This is a genomic window from Arthrobacter sp. NPDC058097 (assembly GCF_042884885.1).
Lineage (GTDB): Bacteria > Actinomycetota > Actinomycetes > Actinomycetales > Micrococcaceae > Arthrobacter.
The window spans coordinates 313,824-336,515 of the sequence record NZ_JBHVSZ010000004.1 but is presented as its reverse complement, the minus strand read 5'-3'; the positions used below and the strand labels follow the sequence as shown (position 1 = coordinate 336,515).

31 protein-coding genes are annotated in these 22,692 nt (G+C 67.2%); 17 read left to right on the top strand and 14 right to left on the bottom strand.

The window, feature by feature from the left end:
• Window positions 1-92: 92 nt before the first annotated feature.
• Window positions 93-1,088 (bottom strand): aldo/keto reductase family protein, encoded by a 996-nt coding sequence (locus tag ACFVTE_RS09835; protein ID WP_387099633.1) that lies wholly within the window; start codon window positions 1,086-1,088, stop codon window positions 93-95.
• Window positions 1,088-2,167, bottom strand: coding sequence for a LacI family DNA-binding transcriptional regulator (locus tag ACFVTE_RS09830; protein WP_387099630.1), 1,080 nt, complete (start codon window positions 2,165-2,167; stop codon window positions 1,088-1,090). The genes ACFVTE_RS09835 and ACFVTE_RS09830 overlap by 1 nt, the downstream gene beginning before the upstream one ends.
• Before the next feature lie 218 nt (window positions 2,168-2,385).
• Between ACFVTE_RS09830 and ACFVTE_RS09825 the strand changes: the two genes are divergently transcribed.
• The 3 genes from ACFVTE_RS09825 to ACFVTE_RS09815 all read left to right on the top strand — a co-directional run bounded on the left by ACFVTE_RS09825 (window position 2,386) and on the right by ACFVTE_RS09815 (window position 4,227).
• A complete protein-coding gene (locus ACFVTE_RS09825) occupies window positions 2,386-2,586 on the top strand; it encodes a hypothetical protein (protein WP_387099627.1) in 201 nt (66 codons plus the stop codon).
• Between the two features lie 321 nt (window positions 2,587-2,907).
• A complete protein-coding gene (locus ACFVTE_RS09820) occupies window positions 2,908-3,540 on the top strand; it encodes a hypothetical protein (protein WP_387099625.1) in 633 nt (210 codons plus the stop codon).
• A 474-nt stretch (window positions 3,541-4,014) separates the two neighbouring features.
• A complete protein-coding gene (locus ACFVTE_RS09815) occupies window positions 4,015-4,227 on the top strand; it encodes a hypothetical protein (RefSeq protein WP_387099761.1) in 213 nt (70 codons plus the stop codon).
• 28 nt (window positions 4,228-4,255) lie between these two features.
• Here ACFVTE_RS09815 and ACFVTE_RS09810 read toward each other — a convergent pair whose 3' ends face one another.
• Entirely contained in the window at window positions 4,256-4,486 is a 231-nt protein-coding gene (locus ACFVTE_RS09810) for a three-helix bundle dimerization domain-containing protein (RefSeq protein WP_387099621.1), read from the bottom strand.
• Window positions 4,487-4,795: 309 nt separating this feature from the next.
• Complete coding sequence (locus ACFVTE_RS09805; protein ID WP_387099618.1) at window positions 4,796-5,269, bottom strand: hypothetical protein; 474 nt, start codon at window positions 5,267-5,269, stop codon at window positions 4,796-4,798.
• A gap of 423 nt (window positions 5,270-5,692) precedes the next feature.
• Here ACFVTE_RS09805 and ACFVTE_RS09800 point away from each other — a divergent pair, with 423 nt between their 5' ends.
• Window positions 5,693-6,505: an SGNH/GDSL hydrolase family protein gene (locus ACFVTE_RS09800; RefSeq protein WP_387099758.1), complete on the top strand. Its 813-nt coding sequence runs from the start codon at window positions 5,693-5,695 to the stop codon at window positions 6,503-6,505.
• Between the two features lie 66 nt (window positions 6,506-6,571).
• On the opposite strand, the gene ACFVTE_RS09795 is transcribed toward ACFVTE_RS09800, so the two are convergent.
• Complete coding sequence (locus ACFVTE_RS09795; RefSeq protein WP_387099615.1) at window positions 6,572-7,477, bottom strand: trypsin-like serine protease; 906 nt, start codon at window positions 7,475-7,477, stop codon at window positions 6,572-6,574.
• Between the two features lie 229 nt (window positions 7,478-7,706).
• On the opposite strand from ACFVTE_RS09795, the gene ACFVTE_RS09790 reads away from it, so the two are divergent.
• The 7 genes from ACFVTE_RS09790 (at window position 7,707) to ACFVTE_RS09760 (ending at window position 11,921) form a co-directional block, all read left to right on the top strand.
• Window positions 7,707-8,234, top strand: coding sequence for an alternate-type signal peptide domain-containing protein (locus ACFVTE_RS09790; RefSeq protein ID WP_387099612.1), 528 nt, complete (start codon window positions 7,707-7,709; stop codon window positions 8,232-8,234).
• Between the two features lie 124 nt (window positions 8,235-8,358).
• Window positions 8,359-9,096 carry a GAF and ANTAR domain-containing protein gene (locus ACFVTE_RS09785; protein ID WP_387099610.1) on the top strand — a complete coding sequence of 246 codons (738 nt, stop codon included), beginning with the start codon at window positions 8,359-8,361 and terminating at the stop codon, window positions 9,094-9,096.
• A 112-nt stretch (window positions 9,097-9,208) separates the two neighbouring features.
• Window positions 9,209-9,736 carry an alternate-type signal peptide domain-containing protein gene (locus ACFVTE_RS09780; RefSeq protein ID WP_387099607.1) on the top strand — a complete coding sequence of 176 codons (528 nt, stop codon included), beginning with the start codon at window positions 9,209-9,211 and terminating at the stop codon, window positions 9,734-9,736.
• A gap of 77 nt (window positions 9,737-9,813) precedes the next feature.
• Window positions 9,814-10,434, top strand: a complete 621-nt coding sequence (locus ACFVTE_RS09775; protein WP_387099604.1) for a SipW-dependent-type signal peptide-containing protein — start codon at window positions 9,814-9,816, stop codon at window positions 10,432-10,434.
• A 12-nt stretch (window positions 10,435-10,446) separates the two neighbouring features.
• Window positions 10,447-10,767: a hypothetical protein gene (locus ACFVTE_RS09770; protein WP_387099602.1), complete on the top strand. Its 321-nt coding sequence runs from the start codon at window positions 10,447-10,449 to the stop codon at window positions 10,765-10,767.
• Window positions 10,764-11,225, top strand: a complete 462-nt coding sequence (locus ACFVTE_RS09765; protein WP_387099600.1) for a hypothetical protein — start codon at window positions 10,764-10,766, stop codon at window positions 11,223-11,225. Before ACFVTE_RS09770 ends, ACFVTE_RS09765 begins: the two co-directional genes overlap by 4 nt.
• Window positions 11,226-11,378: 153 nt before the next feature.
• Window positions 11,379-11,921: a hypothetical protein gene (locus ACFVTE_RS09760; RefSeq protein WP_387099598.1), complete on the top strand. Its 543-nt coding sequence runs from the start codon at window positions 11,379-11,381 to the stop codon at window positions 11,919-11,921.
• Between the two features lie 142 nt (window positions 11,922-12,063).
• On the opposite strand, the gene ACFVTE_RS09755 is transcribed toward ACFVTE_RS09760, so the two are convergent.
• The 4 genes from ACFVTE_RS09755 to ACFVTE_RS09740 form a co-directional block, all read right to left on the bottom strand.
• Window positions 12,064-12,474, bottom strand: coding sequence for a four-helix bundle copper-binding protein (locus ACFVTE_RS09755; protein WP_387099595.1), 411 nt, complete (start codon window positions 12,472-12,474; stop codon window positions 12,064-12,066).
• Between the two features lie 147 nt (window positions 12,475-12,621).
• Window positions 12,622-13,266: a DUF305 domain-containing protein gene (locus ACFVTE_RS09750; protein ID WP_387099592.1), complete on the bottom strand. Its 645-nt coding sequence runs from the start codon at window positions 13,264-13,266 to the stop codon at window positions 12,622-12,624.
• A gap of 139 nt (window positions 13,267-13,405) precedes the next feature.
• Window positions 13,406-13,867 (bottom strand): DUF6153 family protein, encoded by a 462-nt coding sequence (locus ACFVTE_RS09745; RefSeq protein ID WP_387099589.1) that lies wholly within the window; start codon window positions 13,865-13,867, stop codon window positions 13,406-13,408.
• Between the two features lie 88 nt (window positions 13,868-13,955).
• Window positions 13,956-16,094: a copper-translocating P-type ATPase gene (locus tag ACFVTE_RS09740; RefSeq protein ID WP_387099586.1), complete on the bottom strand. Its 2,139-nt coding sequence runs from the start codon at window positions 16,092-16,094 to the stop codon at window positions 13,956-13,958.
• A gap of 215 nt (window positions 16,095-16,309) precedes the next feature.
• Between ACFVTE_RS09740 and ACFVTE_RS09735 the strand changes: the two genes are divergently transcribed.
• The 5 genes from ACFVTE_RS09735 to ACFVTE_RS09715 all read left to right on the top strand — a co-directional run bounded on the left by ACFVTE_RS09735 (window position 16,310) and on the right by ACFVTE_RS09715 (window position 18,857).
• On the top strand, window positions 16,310-16,660 hold the full coding sequence (locus ACFVTE_RS09735) for a metalloregulator ArsR/SmtB family transcription factor (protein WP_387099584.1): 351 nt from the start codon (window positions 16,310-16,312) through the stop codon (window positions 16,658-16,660).
• The gene (locus tag ACFVTE_RS09730) at window positions 16,657-17,370 is read left to right on the top strand and encodes an aquaporin (protein WP_387099581.1); all 714 of its coding nucleotides are present in this window, start codon (window positions 16,657-16,659) and stop codon (window positions 17,368-17,370) included. The genes ACFVTE_RS09735 and ACFVTE_RS09730 overlap by 4 nt, the downstream gene beginning before the upstream one ends.
• On the top strand, window positions 17,367-17,777 hold the full coding sequence (locus ACFVTE_RS09725; protein WP_387099579.1) for an arsenate reductase ArsC: 411 nt from the start codon (window positions 17,367-17,369) through the stop codon (window positions 17,775-17,777). Before ACFVTE_RS09730 ends, ACFVTE_RS09725 begins: the two co-directional genes overlap by 4 nt.
• Before the next feature lie 240 nt (window positions 17,778-18,017).
• Entirely contained in the window at window positions 18,018-18,167 is a 150-nt protein-coding gene (locus ACFVTE_RS09720; protein ID WP_387099577.1) for a hypothetical protein, read from the top strand.
• A 12-nt stretch (window positions 18,168-18,179) separates the two neighbouring features.
• Window positions 18,180-18,857 (top strand): class I SAM-dependent methyltransferase, encoded by a 678-nt coding sequence (locus ACFVTE_RS09715; protein ID WP_387099575.1) that lies wholly within the window; start codon window positions 18,180-18,182, stop codon window positions 18,855-18,857.
• A gap of 52 nt (window positions 18,858-18,909) precedes the next feature.
• Here the strand turns inward: ACFVTE_RS09715 and ACFVTE_RS09710 are convergent, their stop codons facing one another.
• Window positions 18,910-19,206 carry a hypothetical protein gene (locus ACFVTE_RS09710; RefSeq protein WP_387099572.1) on the bottom strand — a complete coding sequence of 99 codons (297 nt, stop codon included), beginning with the start codon at window positions 19,204-19,206 and terminating at the stop codon, window positions 18,910-18,912.
• Between the two features lie 101 nt (window positions 19,207-19,307).
• Window positions 19,308-19,685, bottom strand: coding sequence for a MarR family winged helix-turn-helix transcriptional regulator (locus tag ACFVTE_RS09705; protein WP_387099570.1), 378 nt, complete (start codon window positions 19,683-19,685; stop codon window positions 19,308-19,310).
• A 98-nt stretch (window positions 19,686-19,783) separates the two neighbouring features.
• On the opposite strand from ACFVTE_RS09705, the gene ACFVTE_RS09700 reads away from it, so the two are divergent.
• A complete protein-coding gene (locus ACFVTE_RS09700) occupies window positions 19,784-21,232 on the top strand; it encodes an MFS transporter (RefSeq protein ID WP_387099568.1) in 1,449 nt (482 codons plus the stop codon).
• Between the two features lie 87 nt (window positions 21,233-21,319).
• On the opposite strand, the gene ACFVTE_RS09695 is transcribed toward ACFVTE_RS09700, so the two are convergent.
• From ACFVTE_RS09695 to ACFVTE_RS09685, 3 genes are all read right to left on the bottom strand, one after another.
• Window positions 21,320-21,715, bottom strand: a complete 396-nt coding sequence (locus tag ACFVTE_RS09695) for a response regulator transcription factor (RefSeq protein ID WP_387099566.1) — start codon at window positions 21,713-21,715, stop codon at window positions 21,320-21,322.
• A 139-nt stretch (window positions 21,716-21,854) separates the two neighbouring features.
• Window positions 21,855-22,226, bottom strand: coding sequence for a DUF202 domain-containing protein (locus tag ACFVTE_RS09690; RefSeq protein ID WP_387099564.1), 372 nt, complete (start codon window positions 22,224-22,226; stop codon window positions 21,855-21,857).
• Window positions 22,227-22,229: 3 nt separating this feature from the next.
• Complete coding sequence (locus ACFVTE_RS09685) at window positions 22,230-22,631, bottom strand: YidH family protein (RefSeq protein WP_387099561.1); 402 nt, start codon at window positions 22,629-22,631, stop codon at window positions 22,230-22,232.
• Window positions 22,632-22,692: the final 61 nt, after the last annotated feature.

Below are 22,692 nucleotides of genomic sequence, written 5' to 3'. Positions count from 1 at the left end.
GTTGCCACTCCCGCATCCGGTGGAGTTTTTGTCCAGATAATCGGACTTTGGAGGCCTCCAGCGGCCAATATCTGGACAAAAACTCCGTACCGCTAGGGGCGCTCCTTGAACGATTCGACCTTCTGCGGGTCGCGTTCGGCCACCGGGTCCAGCAGTTCGTCGATCCTGGCCATCAGGGATTCGTCGAGTTTCACCCCGGCAGCCTTCGCGTTGTCCTCGAGCTGCTCGGGCCGAGATGCCCCGACGATGGCGGCGGAGACGTTGCTGTTCTGCAGCACCCAGGCCACGGCGAGTCCGGCCATGGACAGTCCGGCCTCGTCGGCAAGCGGCTTGAGCTGCTGGACGCGTCCCAGGATGTCCTCGCGGAGGTAGCGGTTTTCCTTCAGCGATCCGTCGTCGGAGGCGAACCTCGACTGCGCCGGTGCGGCCTGACCCGGAAGGTACTTGCCGGTGAGGATGCCCTGGGCGAGCGGGGACCAGCAGATCTGGCTGATGCCGAGCTCGACGCTGGCGGGGACCACTTCCTCTTCGATGACCCGCCACAGCATGGAGTACTGCGGCTGGTTGGAGATCAGCTGGATGCCCAGCTCCTTGGCCAGCGCGGCTCCGGCCCGGATCTCGTCAACCGTCCATTCGGAGACGCCGATGTAGTGGGCCTTGCCGGCGCGGACCACATCCGCGAAGGCCTGCATCGTCTCCTCGAGCGGCGTCTCGTAGTCGTAGCGGTGGGCCTGGTACAGGTCCACGTACTCGGTGCCCAGCCTGGCCAGGGAGCCGTTGATCGATTCCAAAATGTGCTTCCGGGACAGCCCGCGGTCGTTCTTGCCCTCGCCGGTGGGGAAGTAGACCTTGGTGAAGATCTCCAGGCTTTCGCGGCGGGTGCCCCGCAGCGCTTCGCCGAGGGCACTTTCAGCGCGCGTGCCGGCGTACGCGTCGGCTGTGTCGAAGGTGGTGATGCCCAGGTCCAGCGCCTTCCGTACGCAAGCGTTTGCGGCATGCTGGTCGATCTGTTCGCCGTGCGTGACCCAGTTACCGTAGGCCAGCGCGCTGATGTACATTCCGGATGATCCGAGCTTGCGGTATTCCATTAGGTCTTTTCCTTGCTTTCTGGGGAGATGGGTGAAGCAGCGGAGTTGGGCGAAGCGGGTAAAGCGGACGACGGCGGGGCAGTAGTTCGCCGGAGCACCAGCCTGGCGTCGATGGTCCGGTTAGCCGGGGCCGCCCCGGGCGCCGCGGCGAGGGTTTCCAGCAGCAGTTGGGCGGCTGCCTCTCCCTGGCCGCGGATGTCCTGGTCGATGGTGGTGAGGTCCATGACCTCCGAGAGGTCGTGGTTGTCGAAGCCGACGAAGGAGATGTCCCGCGGAACGGCCAGTCCAGCTGCGCGCACCACCCCGAGCGCGCCGAACGCCATCTCGTCCGACCCGACAAAGACAGCCGTCGGCATCTCCGGCGCGGACAGCAGACGGGTCATGGCCTCCGCCCCGCCGGACACGGAGTTCGCTCCGAACTGTTCGAGGTCCTCGTCCAGCGGGATGCCGGCAGCCAGCAACGACTGGCGGTAACCGGCCAGCCGCGAGATGGGCGGCGTGCCGCCCGAGGTGACCTCGTCGGCGTCGTCAATTCCGATTAGCCCAATCCGGCGGTGGCCCAGATTGATCAGGTGCCGGACCGCGCTCCGGGCGGCCGCCCGGTCATCGACGCGCACGCTGCCGAACACCTCGGAGCCCTGCCCGAGCAGGACCACGGGAAGCCCCAGGGTGCGCAGGCTGTGGGTCTCTTCCTCCGTTAGCCTCAGCGAAAGCACCAGCACGGCATCGGCGCGGCCGCGGAGTGTCTGCCCTTCGAAGAAGCGGCGGCGCCCGTCAGCATCCCCGAGTTCATACAGCAGCACGTCCCGCCCGGCGGCCCGGAGCGCTGTGCCGGCACCGGAAATGACCTGCCCGAAGAACCACTTGGTGGCATCCGGGACGATCACCGCGACGGTGCCCGTGACTCCGGTCGCCAGCCGTGCCGCGTTCGGTGACGCCAGGTATCCGACCTCCGCCGCGATGTCCTTGATCCGCTGCCGGGTAGCCAGCGAAACGCCGGGCACGTCGCGCAGCGCCCGGGACACCGTGGACACGGCCACTCCCGCCCGCTCCGCAACCTCTTCGATCTTCGCCGTCACAGCAGGCCACGCTACGGGACAGGCACCGCGTTGCGCAAGCGCTTGCGTAGGCGACGCCGTCCGGACGGGTGATGACCTTGGAAAACCCGGTGGCGGCACCCCCGAAAGGGGTTGGCTGGCAAATAAACGGGGGGCCGTTCCTGTGCCCTTTTTCCATGGTGCAGCCGCGAGGGTGATGGTACGGCAAGAGGGCAAGCGCGAGTGGAGGGCGGTGCGTGGTGAGGAAGTTGTTTCTGTTGCTGCTGTTCATCCCGGTGCTCGGTATGGCTGGCGGCCAGGTCTGGCAGGAGGCATGCGCCGGACCCGGGGATACCACTCTGCCCGGCATCGTCGTCGACCTGGCGCCAGGCGCCCATCCGACGTCAGCTGCACCGCGGCCGCTTCCGCCGCCGTCCGGGTTCATCGTCGTCAACAGGTAGGGCTCTGCTTGCCTCGTGGTTTTGCCATAAAGGGCCGCTTTGGGGGTTGTGGTCTTGCAGTTACCAAAATGGGCCGTTTCGAACGTTCTCAAGCGGCCTCTTTTGGCAAAACAGCGGGCGGCCAAACGGGGACGCCGCAGACTTACAACAAGCGTTGGAGAAATTAGCGAACATTTTGTTTGCCTAATTCCGACCCTGGGCTGTAATCTCCCGGTTTAGGTTTACCTAACTAGCACCATCACTCTCCCCGCATGGCGCCGTGCATCGCAGCACGGCGCACACCCGCCGGCAGTTACGCCGGCGACCCTGAAAGGCAGCAGCATGTCCCCAGCAGCACCTGCCCCGGCACCGCCCGGCGCACCCCAGTCCGTTCACAAACCGCTGACCACCAAGGCCCCGGCCAGTCGGAAAAGCCAGCGGGTCCGGCTGGTTCTGCTCGGGGCCTTGTGTACTGCAGGGTGGACGGCCTCGCTGCTTGTGGGGCACTTCATTGACTGCGGGCCTGAGCTTCACCGGATCGGCCTGGCCGTCCACATCCTTGCCCTGGTGCTTTCCTTCGGCACTATCCTGGTGGTGGACTGGCTAGGTCTGTTGTGGCTGCTGGGCAAGGTGCAGATGCACGAATCCGGAAAGCTGGAGGCCGCCGCGAAGCCGCTGATCTGGGGCGGGCTTGCCCTGCTGCTGGTGTCCGGCGCCCTGATCGACCCCGACCTGACCAACCCGGTCACCGTCATCAAGCTCGCCTGCGTCCTGGTGCTCATGCTCAACGGCCTGAGCATCGCGCCGGCCATGCACCAGCTGCTGGCCCTGCCTGCTTGCACGCGCTTCGGGGAACTCGGCCGCAGGCTGCGGCTCAGGCTCATGGTGGCGCTCAGCATTTCGCAGGCCTGTTGGTGGACGGCCGTCCTCATCGGCCTGATCAACAGCACGCTGCGCCGCTGGGCCGGGGCCTAGGGGGGGCGCACCTGGCTGCTGTCATAAGGCACCGGGACCGGGGAGGGCTCCGCCGTTCCCGGTGCCAGCCGGTTGTCGCGCGGCAGACGAGTGTCCGGCAAGCAAAATTCTCCCGGCCGGACCTTGGAAAAACCTTTGGCGTGCGACAGCCCGGGCGGTGCCGCGGCGCACGTTCGGGGAGCCTTTCCGCCGGGCCTGGAAAGCATGGGGTACATTCCGGGCCCGGCGACTCGACCTGCAATCATTGCCCGTGACCGCCGGCCTGTTCTGCGTATGACAAATCTGTCTTGCCGGGCTTGGGGAAAGCTGGGGGCACCTTGGGGGCCCAGCAGCCGGCTGCCTTGAGCCAGCTGAATTTCGACGGCGGCCGGTCTGGTTGCGGGAAAGTCACCCCGGCGACACGTTGCCGAAACCCAGGGCCTGTTTACTGGGTCTTGACCGGTCGGACGCTGGAAGGAGCTGCGCGTGAGTGCCATGTACAGGGAGATCCGCTCGTGTTCGGAGCTGTCCCGGGGTGAACGGGTCGAGGCGTGGCAGGACGGCACACTGGTTCACCGGGGCAAGGTCCTGGCCGTGGTCCCGGCCCTGGAGCTGTTCTGGATCGCTGATGCCCGGACCGGAACCCGCCAGCTGCTCGATCTTGACCAGCTGCGCGTTCTGCAGTGCCCGCTTCGAACCGTAGCCTAGGTGTGCCGTAGCCTCGGGGCGCCGCGTCTTAGGTGCCGGCCCCGAAGCCGTCGGGTGCCAATTCACGGCGAAGCCGCGTCTTCGCCCCCTTTTCCACCAGCGTGGGGATGAACGTTCTGATCCGGCCCGAATCGAGCGCGTCATACTCCTCGGAAACGATCCCCGCGATCAGTCCCCGGTCGGCGTCCGGGAATCGCCCCGCAAGCCGTTCCACCACCTGATCGATGGTTGATTCCTTCTCTTCATCGCTGCCGCTCATCGATTCAGTGTCGGTTACGCGCACGGAACCGTCAACGAAAATAGCTGCCGCCGCCCTCCCCGCGCGGTCCCTGATCGCCCGGAGCGCCGGATGCGCTCCAACCAGGAGGCGTAATCTGAAAGTAGGCCGGCGGCGGACCAGCCCGATGGTCCCCATGCCAGAGGGCATACCCAGCCCGTCGTCGGTCCCGGCCCCCCGAATCCGTGGGAGTTTTTGTCCAGAAAATGGCCTCTGAAGGCGCCCTAACTCGCGACAAATGGACAAAAAACTCCACGTGAGTGCGGGGAAGGCCATGGGTCGCCGGGCCGGTTAGCCGCCCCAGACGGAGAACGATCCGGAATGCCCGGTGATCACGCTCTGGTAGATGACGAACAGGCCGGCCAGCACGCCCAGTACCAAGGCCACGATGCGGGCGGGGCGGGAACGCTGGAGTGCGGCCAGCGCCGGGACGCGCCTGGCCAGCGGCGTGAAGGTTGCGGCGAGCATCAGCAGCACCAGGAAGAAGAAGACGACGGCGGTCACCTTCAGGATGTCGCCCTGCCGGGCGTGGGCCGCGATGGTGTCGGTGGCGCCCCGCGTTGACTGCAGCTGCTCACCGGCGGCCGCCGCGATCAGGGTCAGCGGGGCCAGGATGAGTGCAAGCACGCCCAGCGGCCAGGCGAGGTAGCGGCGGGTCGGGCGGGCCAGTCCGTAGACGACCGCGCCCAGGCCCGCGAGCGGCCCGAAAACGACGACGCCGTGGACCAGGAGAATGTGGGCCGGAAGGCCGCCGATCAGCAACACAGGAACTCCTTGCAGGTCAGAGGGACGCAGGCACCTTGAATCTAACACCGGGGGAGCCGGCGGCCTATGGGGTGGAGTCACTCTGGTTGACGGGCCGATTGCCCCGCCAGCCGCCGTCGGGCGGACAGTGGGCAGACAGCGCGTGACCAGAACGCGCGAACGTACAGTTGTGGCCCCAATCAGGGCGGCAAATGGGGCCACAACTGTACGTTCGCGCCTCCGCCGCCGGGAAAATATTCACAAGTCGGAGGAAGTTTTCAGGAATTTCCCGCAGCGTTCGGACGTTCCTTGGATAACGCCGCAGGCGTACCGCGCCAGGGGCGTAAGGGAGAGGACGAGGCGATGAAACACATCGGCCGATTTGGACCCCGAAACTCCGCTGCAGACGCAACGGCCCCACACCCCTGGAGCCGGTATGTGGCAATGGGAGATTCGTTTACCGAGGGTGTCGGCGACCCCGAGGAACGCTGCGCCGGAGGGCTCCGGGGATGGGCGGACCGGGTGGCAGAGGAGCTCAGCGCGGAGCGGAAGGACTTCGCCTACGCCAATCTGGCCATCCGTGGCCTGCTCTTGGACCAGATTCTTGACCAGCAGACCGAACCGGCGCTGGAGCTGAAGCCGGACCTGATAACGCTGTCGGCCGGCGGCAATGACATGGTGTTCCATCGGACCGATCCGGACAAGCTGGCGGCCAAGCTGGAAGCCGGCGTCGAACGGCTGAGTGGCACCGGCGCCACGATCGTGCTGTTCGCCGGCCCGGACTGGCGGCACACGCCGTTCCTGGGCCGGAGCCGTTCCAGGGTGGCCATTTTCAACGAGAACATCCGGATTGTGGCCGCCGCGCATGACTGTCTGCTGGTGGATCTGTGGACCCTGCCGGGGCTCCGGGATCCGCGGATGTGGGATCCGGACCGGCTGCACTTCTCGCCGCTGGGCCACCACACCATCGCCATGCAGGTGCTGAACACGCTGCAGGTGCAGCACTCGCTCCAGCCGCTGGAGCCGAAGGCCCTGCCGAACAGCAACTGGCGCGACGCCCGTGCCGGGGACCTCGCCTGGGCGCGGAATTATTTCCTGCCGTGGGCGTGGCAACGGATTGCGATGCAGCGTGCGGCACTGCCGCTCGTCCACGACCCCGCGCCGGCCGCCCCGCTGCTGCCCAAGCGGCCGGTGTTCGCCCCGGTGTATGCCGTGCGGACCGTTGCGGTTAAGGCCGCAGCTGAGTTCCTGGCGTAGCCGCCGGAAGCGGCGGTCCAGGCAGGGAAGCGTACGACGGCGGGTGGCCACCCGCCGTCGTAGGTGTCAGTCAGCGGTTGCGAAGTCGATCTGGCCGAATTCCGCTTCGGTGGTGTTGGCTTTGATCCAGTTGATCACGTCCTGCCGGTCCGTGCGGTAGGAGAAGTTCGTCCCCTTGCAGTAACGGTTGTGGTTGAACGACGTGATGCCGGTGATGATGTTCGACTGGGTGGTGCCGTAGAACAGCGGGCCGCCGGAGTCAGCGTTGCAGGTGCCGCCGAGGCCCTTGCCGTTGCCGTTGGTCTGGACGTTGTAGCCGTCGGCGCTGGCGCTGGTGAGGTTCGTCAGCTTGGACTCGGCCATGAGCCGTTCCCGGAACGAGGTCTCGCCAGCGGACGGGCTGGCCGCGGAGATGCCGAAGCCGCTGGAGGTGAACGTGGTGTCCTGCTGCCCGCGCTTGGAGGCCAGTGAGTCGAGAGTCCCGGCCGCTGCGAGGCGGCCGTATTCGCTGAGCTCGATGGGCTGGTCCAGGATCACCAGGCCGGCGTCCTTGGTTTCGGGGACCGCGTCCATGCTCGTGTAGCCGTAGTTGTACATCTCATCCGAGGTGGCGCACTGGGTCCCCTCAGTTCCGGCCGCGCAGATGCTCGGGTAGCCGGTGTCCGGGTCAATACCGGTTGCCGGGCTCCAGTCCGCGCCGGCGTCCTGCTGGAAGTAGACCCGCGCCGAGGAGGCGCCGGCGGTGCAGTGCCCGGCGGTAAGGAACACCGTCGGGGTCAGCAGGGAGCCGGAGCACCTGTGGTTGAACCCGCCGTCGGAATCGTAGAAAACGATCAGCCCCACGAAGGGATGCTCGGTGTCCTTGACGTAGTCGCCGGTGATTGCACCGGCAGGACCCGCCGCCGTCACGGCCAGCATTGCAGCAACGGCCAGCGCACCGCTTCCGGCGCGCAATTTCTTGAAAAAGCGCATACAAGCCCCAGCTTCCAGTTGCACGGGCGTCCGGCAGCGCACGTCGGAGTACGCGGCAGGCGCCAGAAAGTAAGTCACCGCCCGAATGTGGCGGTGACTCAAGATACCACCATAAGCAGGCTGTTTTTCTTGACTGATTCTTGACGGTTTATCGCATGGAGTCCTGAGTTTGGCCGTGCATTGTTCATTTCAGCAGGAAATCCACTCACAAGTTTTGAAGGGTCTCATCATGAAGAACAGCGCACTGATCAAGGGAACTGCCGCCATCGCCGTTGGCGCTGCACTGCTGCTGGGTGGAGGCGGCACCCTGGCCTCCTGGAACGCGGAAGCCACCGGCACCCCCGGCACCGTCATCGCCGGTGACCTGAACGTCACCGCCGCCACCGGCGTCTGGACTGACCGGACCGGTGCCACCATCGACATCTCCACCTACAAGGTTGTTCCGGGCGACAAGCTCACCTACACCCAGGTCCTGAACGTGACCCTGACCGGTGACAAGATGGCCGCGAATGTCACGGCAACGGGCGCCGGCGCCGTCAACGGTTTCACGCCGGCGAACGTGGTGGTTTCCGCGCCCGTCCTCACGATCGGCAGCACCCCGGTCAGCAACCCCCTGAAGACGTCGCAGACGGTCACCGCCACCATCACGTTCGAGTTCCTGTCGGGCACCACCGGCCGTTCTGACGTGACCAAGACCTACAACTTCGGCAGCGTCGGCTTCGCCCTGAACCAGATCACCCAGTCCGGCCTGTCCTAGGCTGGCGAGCCGGTAGGGCGGTGACAATTACGACGGCGGCCGGCTGGCCGCCGTCGTAAGTGTCCGACCGGGGGCGCCCGGACACTCTTGTCCTGCTGTGCCGCTGCTTCTAACGTTTGTGGTTATGAGCACCGGAGATCAGTCGGACGACTTCGAGCAGCTTCACGCCCTGATCACCAATTCCGAGGACATCACGGGCTTCCTGGACCGGATGGCCGGTTTCGCGGCCACCGCGCTGACACGGTCCGCGCATGCGCCGATCCAGTGCGCCGTGACGCTGCACCGGCGAAAGCGCAGCGCAACGATCGCGGGCAGCAGCGACGAAGCGGTGATGCTTGACGAAATCGAAGATCGGCTCGACCAGGGGCCCTGTGAGGATGCGCTTCGGACCGGGAAACCGGTGCTCCTCGGCGACGTGGCCACGGACCGGCGCTGGCCGCAGTACTGCAAGACCCTCGAGGCCGCGGGATGCCGGAGCGTTCTGGGCATGCCCCTCGACCTGGGGCCGGACGCGGCCGCGGTCCTGAACTTTTTCGCCCCAGAGACCGGTCTGTTCACCGATGACGCCGTCTCCGATGCAGAGGTTTTCGCGGTCATGGCCGCCCAGGCCCTGCGTCTTGCCCTGCGGATCGCGGCCGCGGACCAGCTCGCCGAGAACCTCAAGGCGGCCATGGAAAGCCGGACCGCGATCGACCTGGCCTGCGGCATCATCATGGCGCAGAACCGCTGTTCCCACGACGAAGCCTTCGAGATTCTTCGGCGCGGCTCCAGTACGAGGAACCAGAAGCTGCATGACCTCGCCGAGGAGATCGTGGCAGGGTTCTCCGGTGCGCCGGCAGCGGCAACCCATTTCGAGGACTGACCCAAAAATCTTGAGTGAATCCTGATCATTTAGCGCATCTTGTCCTGAGGCTCCACCGGCATTGTTCTGTGCAGAAGGAAAACCATCCGCACAGATTTTGAAGGGTCTCATCATGAAGAACAGCGCACTGATCAAGGGAACTGCCGCCATCGCCGTTGGCGCTGCACTGCTGCTGGGTGGAGGCGGCACCCTGGCCTCCTGGAACGCGGAGGCCACCGGCGCCCCCGGCACCGTCATCGCCGGTGACCTGAACGTCACCGCCGCCGCCGGCGTCTGGACCGACCGGGCCGGTGCCACCATCGACATCTCCACCTACAAGGTTGTTCCGGGCGACAAGCTCACCTACACCCAGGCCCTGACCGTGACCCTGACCGGCGACAAGATGGCCGCGAACGTCACCGCGACCGGTGCCACGCCGACCAACGGATTCGACCCCGCCAACGTGGTTGTCACCGCGCCGGCACTGAAGGTGGGCGGCGTGACTGTGACCAACCCGCTGACCTCCTCCAAGACCGTCACCGCCACCATCACGTTCGAGTTCCTGTCGGGCACCACCGGCCGTTCTGACGTGACCAAGACCTACAACTTCGGCAGCGTCGGCTTCGCCCTGAACCAGATCACGCAGTCCGGCCTGTCCTAGGCTGATACCGGCGGGTTGTGCGGCCACGCGGCCGCACAACCGGTACGACCATGACCAGCTTGCCGGGAGGAGGAACCATGCGCGTCCCGCGTCCGCTGCGGGCAGCGGCCCTGATTGCCGCTGCGGTGCTCCTGGGCCTGCTGGCCGTTCAGGGCACGTACGCGCTGTGGAACGCCGCCACGTCGGCCGCACCCGGAACGGTGCAAGCGGCGTCGTTCACCGTCAATCTCACCGGGTCCCCGTCCGGGGTGAGTACCCCGATGACGCAGGCCAGCGGGCAGGCCGCCATCCTGTCGCTCAACTCCACTGCTGCTTCCCTGACGCCGGGAACCTCGGCGTACGCCGGTGCAACGGTGGCGAACGCCTCCGACGCCGGCGGTACGTTCAGCATCAGCATCACCGCCGAAAACGCGAATGTGGCCAACGTTGGAACGGGTACGCTCGCGGCGTTCCTGACCGTCCACGCCAAGATGGGCGCAACCACGGCCGATTGCTCGGTCACCACCGGCTACAACACGACTCTGACGGCCACCACCGGCCTGACCTCAGCCGCTGTTCCCAAGGGCGGCAGCGCGGTGGTCTGCTTCCAGGTCACGCTCGCCGCTAACGCTCCGGCCACCGTAAAGGGGCAGTCCGTGAACATCACGGTTCCCCTCACCGCGCGCCAACTATGCGGTGTGCCCGCGGGCTGTCCTTGATAGTCTCCCCTCATGGGGGAACAGGACCGTTCGAAAACTCCCGCGGGTTCATGGGGCCGCCGCGGCCTGGCGGCGGTTGTCCGCCTCGTTACCCTGGCGCTGCTGCTGGTGCTGGTCTTCGCTGCCCTGTCGCTGATACTCGTGCCGCGGGCCACCGGCTCCCAGACCTACACCGTGCTCACTAACTCCATGGCCCACAACACGGACCGGGGCCTGTGGATGTCTGTCAGGGCGGCGGCGCTGATCTGCTACGGGGCCGTGCTCATTGTCAGGACCCTCCGCGGCATGCGCCGCAGCCGCGGAGCAGAAAAAGCGGGGCAGGGGCCGGCATGAAAGAGCTCAGGGAGGTCCCGGGCGGGAAAGCGGCCATCATCGCCTTCGCGGTGACGGTGCTGCTGGGAGCCGGCGGCGGCATCGCCGTCGGACTCTGGCAGCAAACGGCCACCACCACCATGACGGTTTCCGCCGCCCCCATCTGGCCCGGCGACCAAGCGGTCCTGAACTGCATCACCAGCACCAACCCCAACATCAAGACCGCCACCCTGACGGCTACCCCCACCACCAGCGGCACCATGACGGCCGCCCTCAGGAACGCAGCAAACGGCACCTATGGCGCCGAGCACAGCGTGGGCAGCTTCCCGGGAACCATTGACCTCGGCACAGACACCCCCGGAGTTAAGGAAGCTCTCAACGGCGGCGCCGGCACCGTCCGCCTCACTGCCACCTTCACGGGCTACACCCGCCAGTCACTGGTCAGCTTCGCCGGCAACGGAAAGGCGACCTGCGCGTAGTTCCGGGGCCGCGGTGGCCGCAGCGGTGATGTGAAACAAAGCCCGGGGATTTTCAGGACGGCTTGCCCGGAACGGTAGGCTGGACCGGAATTAGGTCACATTTTCGTTGCCTAATACAACCATTGGTCACCCGCCCCCAACCGCAAGGAAGCTATGCCCTCCTCCGTTCTCGAACAGACCACTCCCACCCACACCAGCGCGGCCCCCACAGCGGCGGCACGTGCCCTGGCCGTCCTGCGCATCCTCCTTGGCTCGGTTCTGCTCTGGGCCTTCACGGACAAGGCGTTCGGCCTTGGCTTCGCCACCCCCGCAGCCAAGAGCTGGATGGCCGGCGGGTCGCCCACCGCGGGTTACCTGGGCAGCCTCAAGGGCTCGCTGGCGGGTGCCTTCCAGCCGCTTGCCGGCAACCCGGCCGTTGATGCCGCCTTCATGCTCGGCCTGCTGCTGGTCGGAGGGGCGCTGGTCTTGGGAGTTGCCCTTCGCGCCGCGGCCGTCGGCGGGACCGCGCTGATGCTGCTGATGTGGCTCAGCTCCCTGCCCCTCAAGACCAATCCCGTGTTGGACGAGCACATCATCTACGCCGCTGCCATGGTGGCCCTGGCGGCAACGGGCGCCGGCCGGGTCTGGGGCTTCGGCCGCACCTGGGAAGGGATCCTGCAGGCCGCACCCGCACCGGTGCGCACTGCCCTCTCGTAGGGAACGCAATTCAAACAAGGGCGGTAACATGCGGCGCGCATGCCACCGCCTTTGCTTTGCCCGGCGTTCGACGGCGGGTGGCCGGGATGGGTCGAACGGCCGGTCGGATGCCTGCCGGGGCGCAGGCCGGGGCGCCGGCCCCCTAGGTGAGCGACTCCAGGAGCGTGGTGCAGTCGTCTTCGCAGCGGCGGCAGGCCTCGGCACAGATCCTGCAGTGTTCATGCATGTGTGCGTGTTTATCGCATTCGTCGGCGCACGCGGCGCAGGCGGTCCGGCAGGCCTCGAGCATCGACCGGACGATCGCGGAGCTGTCACCGGTCTGGCGGGTCAGGACGGCGCCGGTCACGGCGCAGATGTCGGCGCAGTCCAGATCCGTCCGGATGCACCTGGCGAGATCATAGACCTTTTCTTCGGCCAGGCAGGAATCGGCACAGGCCGTACAGGTCTGGGCACACTGGAAGCAGGCGGCGATGCAGGCGGCCAGCTTCTCCTTGTCCTCCGTGCCGATGCCGCCGGGGTGGGCGTTGAGCATGGCAGTGATGTGGTGCGTCATGGTGTGCTCCTGTCGGTGTCCGTGCCTGCCTTTCATGACGCCACCCTAGACCTGCCCGGTTCCGCTGTCTGCCCACCCCTAACATCCCAGCGAACCGGCACCGGCAGTGGTGGCCGCCGGTGCCGGTCGTGCCGGCCCGGACGCTGGCTACAGAGCGGCCAGCAGGTCCTTCATCTCCTGGATTTCCTTCTGCTGCGCGGTGCTGATGTTCCCGGCGAGGGCAACAGCGTCGGGGTTCTGTCCGCCGTCCTTCTCGACATTCGCCATCATGATGGCCCCCTGGTGGTGCGCGATCATCTGGGTCAGGAACAGCTTCGCGGCCTGGGTGCCCTGGGCGGCGTCGAGTTTCTTCATGTCGTCGGCGCTCATCATGCCGCCCATGGCACCGTGGCTGGACATGTCATGCCCGCCGGGCGCTTCCGTGGGTTCGTTCCAGCTCTTCAGCCAGCCCGTCATGGTTTCGATTTCGGGGGCCTGGGCGGCCTTGATCTTTTCTGCGAGGGCAGTGACCTTGGCTGGCACGTTCTGCTTCTTGAGGATCACGTCGCTCATCTCCACGGCCTGCGCGTGGTGCGGGATCATCATCTGGGCGAACATCGTGTCGGCGGAGTTGTGGGCCGCAGCGGATGCGCTGGCACTGCCGGATCTCGCAGAGGCCGAGGCGGTGGCCGACGCGGAGCCGTGGTCCATGCCGGTTGTGGTGGTTCCGCTGCCGGATCCGCCGCCGCACCCGGCCAAGGTGATCGCTGCAGCAAGGGCGGCGGTGGAAAGGGTCAGAAACTTCTTGGTCATGTCAATCAGGTCCTTCAAGCATTCAGCCGGCGCCGGGCGCCGGAAATTGGGGATTGCGCGCTTCAGTCAGGCGCGCGAACACGCGGACAAAGGCCGCGTCTCTGGTGCTTGGGCCGGATGGTTCCGGCAGGGTCCTGTTTTACGTCCGGCTGATGGACAGTTCACCTGGTGAGGGTGTGTCTGGCCTGTAGGCGCTGCGCCCGCTCACCGGTCCCGCCGGGCCTGCACGGACTGCCGCCGTACCCAACGCAGCTGTACCCGGCGCCGGCACAGCCAATGTGCTCGTCTTGACCGAGGGGGTGCAGGCTACGGTCATCGCCTGCCTGCTGCTGCAGTCCCCGTCCGGGCACCCGGCCGCAGCCGAAACCTCCTGGCCCGCAACCGCGTGCACAGCATCGGGGCTCATGCCGTGGGCGGCCTCGCCTGGCCGGTGCGAGTGCCCACCGGATTCCGCGGCCGCCGCCGCGACGGCCGGGCCGTGCATGAGGTGGTGGCCGTTCAGGACATGCATGCCGAAGATCCCGGCAATCAGAGCCAGCACCAGGGAAAACATTCCGGCACGGCGCAGGAAGGTCGGGGCAACGCTGCGGGCTGCAGTCATGACGATTCCTCCTTCCGTGCCGGACCAGTGTGGTTTAAGGCTACCGGGCCGCAGGGTCCAGGTGTGATGGTTACGTGGTCTGCTGTGTTCAGCGGATCTGTGCCGGGTTCAGTTTGACCCGGCGCAGCAGCTGGGCGTTAAGGGCGACGACGATCGTGGACACCGACATAAGCACGGCACCGGCCGCGGGGGAGAGCGTGACCCCGGCGAACGCCAGCACCCCTGCCGCCAGCGGGACGGAGATGACGTTGTAGCCAGTGGCCCAGACCAGGTTCTGCCACATCTTGCGGTAGCTCGCACGGGACAGATCCACCATGGACAGCACGGCCCGCGGATCGTTCCCGGCCAGCACCACGTCTGCTGATTCCACCGCGACGTCGGTTCCGGCGCCGATCGCGATGCCGACTTCGGCCCGCGCCAGGGCGGGGGAATCGTTGACTCCGTCCCCGACCATCGCCACCTTGAAGCTCCGGCTCTGCAGTTCGCTGACCTTCTTGTCCTTGTCCGCGGGCAAAACCTCGGCGAAGACCTCATCGATGTTCAGCTCGGCCGCAACGGCCTGGGCGACCTGCCGGGCATCGCCGGTGATCATGGCCACCTTGATGCCGCGGTCCTGCAGGGCCGCGACGGCCTGCCGGGACTCGGTTCGGACGGCGTCTTCGAGGCTGACCGCCCCCAGCACCCGGCCGTCGGCCAGGACGTGGAGCACGGCGGCGCCGCGGTCCATCCAGGGGCCGGTGGCCGCGGCCAGCTCACGGGGTTCGGTGACGGCGAGTTCCCGCAAGAGGGAAGGCCCGCCCACCTGCACCGTCCGGCCGTCCACGACGGCGCGGACGCCCCGGCCTGTCATGGAGCTGAACCCGGTTGCCTGGGGAACGGAAAGGCCCTGCTCCCTGGCCGCCCCGACGATCGCACGCGCCACAGGGTGTTCGCTGTCCGCTTCCACGGCGGCGGCCAGGGCCAGCAGCTCGTCCCGGCCAACGCCGTCGGCGGCTGCTAGTTCGCGTACCTCCGGCTCACCTTTGGTGAGCGTGCCGGTTTTGTCGAACAGGACGACGCCGACCGTGCGCATGCGCTCCAGCGCCATCCGGTTTTTGATCAGTACCCCGGCGCGGGCCGCCTGCTCGGTGGAGATGGCGATCACCAGCGGGATAGCCAGGCCCAGCGCGTGCGGGCAGGCGATCACCAGGACAGTGACGGTGCGGGTCACCGCTTCCGGGACGCTGCCCAGCAGGGTCCAGACGATGAAGGTGATGACGCCGGCGCCCGCGGCGAAGTAGAACAGGAACGCCGCGGCCCGGTCGGCGAGGGCCTGCGCCCTTGACGAGGAGGCCTGGGCCTCGGCGACGAGGCGCTGGATGCCCGCGAGTGCGGTGTCGTCCCCGACGGCGGTGATGCGGACCCTGACCGTATTGTCGGTGGCCACCGTCCCGGCGATCACTGCGTCCCCTTTAGAACGGGGAACCGTCTTGGATTCGCCGCTGATCATGGATTCGTCGAATTCGGCCTGCCCCTCGGCCACGGTGCCGTCCGCGGGCATCCGCGCGCCGGACCGGACCAGCACCAGGTCCCCGGCCCGGAGCTCGGAGACGCTGACGGTCTCCGTGCCGGCATCCGTGATGAGCTCGGCTTCGTCGGGCAGCAGGGCTGCCAGTGCGTCCAGGGCGCCCTGTGCCGATCCGAGGGCGCGCATCTCGATCCAGTGGCCCAGGAGCATGATGGCCACGAGCAGCGCCAGCTCCCACCAGAAGTCCAGGTCGAAGCCGCCAAGGCCCAGGCTGGTCACCCACGAGGCGACGAACGCGACCGTGATCGCCATGCCGATCAGCAGCATCATGCCCGGACGGCGTGCCTTCAGTTCATTCAGGCCGCCCCTGAGGAACGGTTGGCCGCCGTAGAGGAAGACCGCGGTGCCCAGGACGGGCGGGATCCACGCGGATCCCGGGAACTCGGGTGGCATGTAGCCGAGCAGGTCCCCGAACATCGGGCTGAAATACACCACCGGAACGGACAGGGCCAGAGCCAGCCAGAACCGGTTCTTGAACATCGCGGTACTGTGCCCGGTGTGCTGGCCGTGGGTGTGCACCACGTGGTCGTCGTGGGCGTTGTGTCCGGGGTGCGGACCATGTCCGACGCCGGCAGCTGGGTCGGGTGCCGGATCTGCCGGCGCGTTGTGTTCCGCGTGTCCGGCGGTGGCCGTACGCGGGGCTTGATGTGAGGTGTGCATGTCAGGCGTTCCTAAGCGGGAGTAGGTATAGGTCGCTGGGGTTGAGCGGCAGTAACGGCGCCGTGGTTACGGGCCTGGACAAGCCATTCACTGACAACGCTGAAAATATACCCCCCAGGGGTATCGTGGTCAAGGGGGCAATCGCTTTGAAGGGGGCCTGGTAGCCGCGGCGCATTGACCCGGATATAGATGAGTGCGAATATTTATATGTGTCTATGTCTCTTGAACTGACCCCCGTTCAAACGGCGGCGTGCTGCTCCCCGCTTGCCCGGGAGCCGCTCTCTGCGTCCGAGGCGGAGGGCATCGCCCCGCTGTTGAAGGCGCTGGCCGATCCGGTGCGGCTGCGGCTGATGTCCCTTGTCGCTTCCCATGAGGGCGGCGAAGCCTGCGTCTGCGACCTGAACGACGCATTCGAGCTCTCGCAGCCCACCATCAGCCACCACCTGAAGCTGCTGCACGACGTCGGCCTGCTGGACCGCGAGAAGCGCGGTGTCTGGGTGTACTACCGGGCGCGCACCGAGGCACTGGAAAACCTGGCTGCGCTGATCGGGGGACAGGCGAAGTGACCGTTCTAATGCGCAAGGCCGGCGCGGAGTTCGCCGGGACAGCGTTCCTGGTCATGGCCGTCGTTGGCTCCGGCGTGATGGCGTCCCGGCTTTCCCCGGACGACGTCGGCCTGCAGCTCCTGCAGAACAGCGTCGCCACCGGCGCCGCCCTGGTGGCGCTGATCGTGGCGCTGCAGCCGGTTTCGGCATCGTTCAATCCGGTGGTGACTCTGGTGGAGCGGGCCCTGGGCATGATCGACACGGGGGCTGCCCTGGCGCTGATCGGCGCGCAGTTCCTCGGCGGCGTGGCCGGGACGGTGCTGGCGAACCTGATGTTCGGTCTCGACGCCGTAACACTTTCCAGCCACGAACGCACCGGCGCCGGTCTCTGGCTGGGCGAGGTCATCGCCACCGTCGGGCTGCTGCTTATTGTGTTCGGCGCGGTCCGTTCCGGCAGGGCAGAGCGGGTGGCGTTCGCCGTCGGCGGCTACATCACCGCGGCTTACTGGTTCACGAGCTCCACCAGCTTCGCCAACCCCGCCGTGACGGTCGCCCGGACCATCACCGATACGTTCGCCGGGATCGCGCCGGCCTCCGCTCCCGGCTTCATCCTGGCCCAGATCCTCGGCGGCGCCGCGGGGTTCGTCCTGGTCCGCTTCCTCTATCCGACGCTAGTCCCAGCCACTGCCACGTCCGCCGCGGAAGCGGCCACCCGAAAGGTGCTCTCATGACCGCGAAGCCCTCCGTCCTGTTCGTCTGTGTCCACAATGCCGGCCGTTCCCAGATGGCTGCCGCGTTCCTCACCACCCTGTCCCAGGGCGCAATCGAGGTGCGTTCGGCCGGGTCCCAGCCGGCGGACAAGGTGAACCCGGCCGCCGTCCAGGCCATGGCCGACGTCGGCATCGACATGTCCGCCGAGATTCCGAAGATCCTCACCACCGAGGCGGTGAAGGAGTCCGACGTCGTCATCACCATGGGCTGCGGCGACGAATGCCCGTACTTCCCGGGCAAGCGCTACGAGGACTGGGTCCTGGAAGATCCGGCGGGCAAGGGAGTGGACTCGGTGCGGCCTATCCGGGACGAGATCAAGACCCGTGTGGAGGCGCTGATCGCCTCCCTGACTCCGGCCTCTGCATAGGCAAACCCGTTAGGGGAGGGGGTGATACTCATGAACACCGGCTGCTGCGATGACACCTGCTGCGACGACGATCAGGACTGCTGCTGACCCCGCCCCGGCCCACCAAGAACGGCCACGAGTCCAACCCCTGGCTGTTCGATGGCGGTGCGTCGCCGGCTTTTGAGTGCAAGGCAGACAGCATCGATCGCCGCGCCCCCCCGGTGTGGATCGTCGCCAAGCACCAAATGCACAGGGGGAAACATGCTTGGAATAGTCGCAGCCGTGCTCGGGTTCGCGGTACCGACGATACTTATCGCGACGGCGCTGTACTGGATTATCCGCCTGGGGGTGAAGCACGGCCTCAGGTCGTACGACGAGGAAAAGGCGAGAGCCGCAGAGGCAACACCCTAAGGAGTGAACGGCATGGACAACGACGCGGACCAGAGCGGCAGTGCCCTGAAGCACCTCCAGCATCCGCGGTTCGCCCGTGCCTACGCACGCGCCGTGGGGCGGATGAACAGCCGCGGCGCCACCGAACACCGCCGCCGCATGCTGGCGGGCCTGTCCGGGAGGGGCATCGAGATCGGCGCGGGGGACGGATCGGCCTTCGCGCTCTACCCGCCGGCGGTCACCCACGTTCTGGCCCTGGAGCCCGATGACTATCTCAGAAGCCTCGCCCTGAACCGCGCCGCCACCTCCGCCGTGCCGGTGACGGTGAAGGCTGCCGCAGCCGAGCGCATCCCGGCTGACGACGGCAGTGCGGACGCCGTCGTCGCCAGCCTCGTGCTGTGCAGCGTGGCGGACCAGGCTGCCGCGCTCGCGGAAATCCGGCGTGTCCTGCGCCCCGGCGGGACCCTTGCCTATTATGAGCACGTCCGTTCCGAGCGCCCCGTCCTGGCCGCCGTCGAAGACCTGCTCACACCGGCATGGCAGCGCGTGGCCGGCGGATGCCACCCCAACCGGGACACCCTCGGCGCCATCACGAAGGCAGGGTTCACCGTCCGGGACAACCAGCGGTTCGGCTTCGCGGTCCAGTCATTGACCCCTCCGGTGGCGCACATCCTCGGCCACGCCACGAGCCCGGTACCGCCCGGGGATTGACGACAGCGGCGGCGGTGGCGGCCGCCACCGCCGCCGCGAGGGCGCTCGTCGGTCAGGCGTCAGCACCTGGTGTGAAGTAGTTGTGTACGTCGAGGTAAGTCACTTTCGGCTGCTCCGGTATCCCGGCCTCTGCGCTGTAGGGACCGATCTGGTCCCGCGCGAAGGCCTCGTACTGCTCGCGGGATTGCCACAGGTCCGTGACGAGCAGCCCGTCATCCGTTGCCGCCACCCAGTGCCCAAGGGCGCCGGCCGGACCGGGGCCGCCCTTGGTCAGGTTCATTTTTTCGATGACCTGGTCGTATTGCGCCAGCGTGGCGCCCTTGAATTCCATAATGACCGCGACTGCCATCTCCTGCTCCTCACACCTCGTTGTGCAACGGCCCGCATCTGAACCGATACGGCTGGTTGTACGCGCAGGAGGTGGCCCCGTCAAGGAGCAGTCAGGAGCGGCTAGGCCAGGTTTTCCTTCAGCAGCGCGCGGTGTTCGACGGCGGCAGCCTGGTGGAGCTTGCGGCCCGCCGCGGTGAGCTTGAGGTACAGCGAGCGGCGGTCCTCGGCGCAGGACTCACGGCTCAGCAGCCCGGCCTTCTCCAGCCGGTCCACCACCTTGGAGACGGCGCTCTGGCTCATGGGGGTGCGTTCGCCGAGTTCCTTCATCCGGCACGATGACTTGGTGTTCTCCGCCACCAGGTCCAAAATCTCGAACTCGTTCAGGCCGATGTCGAACTTGGCTTCCAGCGCCCGGTCGAGGGCGCACGAAGTCCGGAAGTATGCGTCCTGGATGCTGCGCCATTGCTCAACCAGCAGGCGGTCCGTCGTCGAAGCCATGCCCCCGATTTTACCCGAGACACGAACTGAAGTCCACGTCATAATATTCCGCGTCATATTCCTTGTCATTGAATGACGCGTCATATAGATTTTCAGGCATGACATCACCCACCGCCCTCGAACGATCTGCCGGCCCCATCGCCACGGCCGTCCGCTGGACCCGTGCCCAGTGGCTCCTGCTCATGGTTGTCTGCACCGTCCTGGCCCTCGACGGGCTGGATGTGTCCATGGTGGGCGTGGCCCTGCCGTCCATCGGGCACGAACTGAACCTCGGCACGGACGCCCTGCAGTGGATTGTCTCCGCTTACGTCCTCGGCTACGGCAGCCTGCTGCTGCTGGGCGGCCGCCTCGCCGACCTCCTGGGCCGCCGCCGCATCTTCCTCATCGCCCTCTCGGTCTTCGCGGCCGCGTCCCTGGTGGGCGGACTCGTGGATGACCCCGCCATCCTCATCGCCACCCGGTTCGTGAAGGGCCTGGCCGCTGCCTTCACCGCGCCCACGGGCTTCTCCATCATCACCACCAACTTCGCCGAGGGCCGCGAGCGCAACAAGGCCCTCTCCATCTTCACCACGTTCGGTGCCAGCGGCTTCTCGCTGGGGCTCGTCGTCGGCGGCCTCATGACCAGCCTCAGCTGGCGCTGGACGTTCCTGGTGTCCGTGCCGATCGCCGTGCTGGTGGTCATCCTGGGCGCCCGCTTCATCCCTCGGGACACCCCCGATGCCACGGACAGCGGCCACGACATCTGGGGCGCCGTCACCCTGGCGCTGGGCATGCTGGGACTCGTGTACACGCTGGTGTCCGCGCCGGAGCAGGGCTGGGGATCTGTGGCAACAATCGCCGGATTCATCGTCTCTGCCGCGGTGCTGGCAGCCTTCGCCGTCATCGAGAACAAGGTCAGGCACCCGCTCATCCGCTTCGGCATCCTGCGCGAGGGCTGGGTGGCGCGGGCCAACCTCAGCGCGGTGGGCCTGTTCGGCTCTTACCTCAGCTTCCAGTTCATCGTGACGCTGTTCCTGCAGTCCGCCCTGGGGTGGAGCCCGCTGGCGATGGCCTTGGCCCTGCTGCCCACCGGCCTGATCGTCGCCACCAGCGCGCCGTTCGCCGACCGCCTGATCAACGTGTTCGGCGCCACCCGGCTGATCCTGGCCGGCCTGGTCTCCATGGGTCTCGGCTATGTCCTGTTCCTCCGGGTGGGCACCACGCCCAACTACGCGCTGGACATCCTGCCCTCGATCATCCTGCTGGGCATCGGCTTCGCCCTGGCCTTCCCGTCCATCAACGTCCAGGCCACGGCCGGGATCAAGGATTCGGAGCAGGGCCTGGCCGCCGGGCTCATCCAGACCAGCACCCAGGTGGGGGCCGCCTTGGTCCTGGCCGTCACCACCGCCATGGTCAGCGGTCATTCCGACGGCGGTGCCGTCCCCAGTGCCGCCGCCATGCTTGAGCAGTACCGGCCGGGGCTGGTGCTGAGTGCCGCCGTCGCCATCGCCGCGCTGCTGGTCGCGGCGCTGCCGTCACGACGGCGGGCGGTCGCCCTGGTTGCCTAGCCCACGTTGGCTGGCTGGCCAGTCCTGCGACGGGCCCAAGCTGGCTACCGCGTGGCGCCGAGGCTCGTGCAGGCTGCTGCCGGTCAGCTACACCGCATGGTGGACCGGGCCCGCGGTTCCGGCGGCAAGCATCGCCTCTATCCGGGTCCGCAGCTCCCGGGGATGGAACGGCTTCGTGACGTACTCGTCTGCCCCGCAGTGCAGCGCTTCGTCGATGTCCGCTTCGTCGGTCCGGCCCGTGAGCACCACGGTCCGGGCGGCGCTGAAGGGCCGGATGCGCCGCAGGACCTCGAAGCCGTCGATGTCCGGAAGGCCGACGTCGACAGTCACAACGCGCGGAAGCCGGTGCCGCACGAGGTCCACCCCCTCGAGCCCGGTGTCCGCGGTGAAAACGGAAAATCCCGTCCGTTCCAGGACTGCGCGCAGAAGATTGCGCATGTCGGCGTCGTCCTCAATGACGACAGCCACTCCCAAGCCGGTCATGGTCCAACTCCACGTCTGGCGGGTCCTTGGGCCGGCCCAGCACCGGCTCGAAGTTCACCACCCACACCACACGGTACAAGCCCGCGGGCCGTTTTTCAGCATTAAATTTGCTGGATTCGATTGCGTTTTCATGAAGCGGTCAGGACAGCACCAGCCAGACGCCCAGCGCACCGAGGGCCACGCAGGCTCCGGCGGTCCAGAAGACGGCAGCGATGTCCGATGGCAGATGCCCTGCCCGGATCCCCTCAACGCTGCGCCGGTAGCGCCGCCGCTGCGTGACGTAGATGCCGGCTCCGGCGGCGATGGTGAGGCCGAACATCGCCAGCACGAACGGCCCCTGGTCCGGAAGCCAGCGCAGGCACACCGCGCTCGCGGCAATCAGCGTCAGGACCGTCCGGCCCCACGCCAAAGCGGTGCGCTCGGGCTGCAGCCCGGGGTCGCCGTCGAGCGGCCCGTTGGCCTGGCGGGGGCCGTCGCCGGGCGGGGGAGCGGTGGCCGGGTTTTCGGGCATGGTTCAGGCCAGAACGACGACGGCGATCACCACCGCCGCCGCGACGGCGCAGCCGGCGGCGAGTAGCGGACCGATCAGCGGCAGGGGCAGTGGCCGGTTGGAGCGGAGGCTGGCCTCAACCCGCAGCCAGCGGACGGCCGAGCCCGCGCTCAGCAGCATGCCCAGCAGCAGGAGGAGCACGGACAGTCCGCGGCGGATGGGCTCGGGGAAGACGTCGGTGGTGAACGCCTCCACTGCGATGCCGCCGGCCAGGAGCGCCAGGGAGGTGCGGATCCAGGCCAGGAACGTCCGCTCATTGGCCAGGGTGAACCGCGGATCGGGTTCGGTGCCGCCGGGCAGGAGCCTTTCGGCGAACCTGCTTCTGCGGGAGTCGGGGTCGGGCGGGGGAGAAGGGGTGGACGGCACCGTCACAGTCTAGCCAGTGTCGCTGTTAACAGGTTTGTGAAATTCTTGTCACATGCGGGTC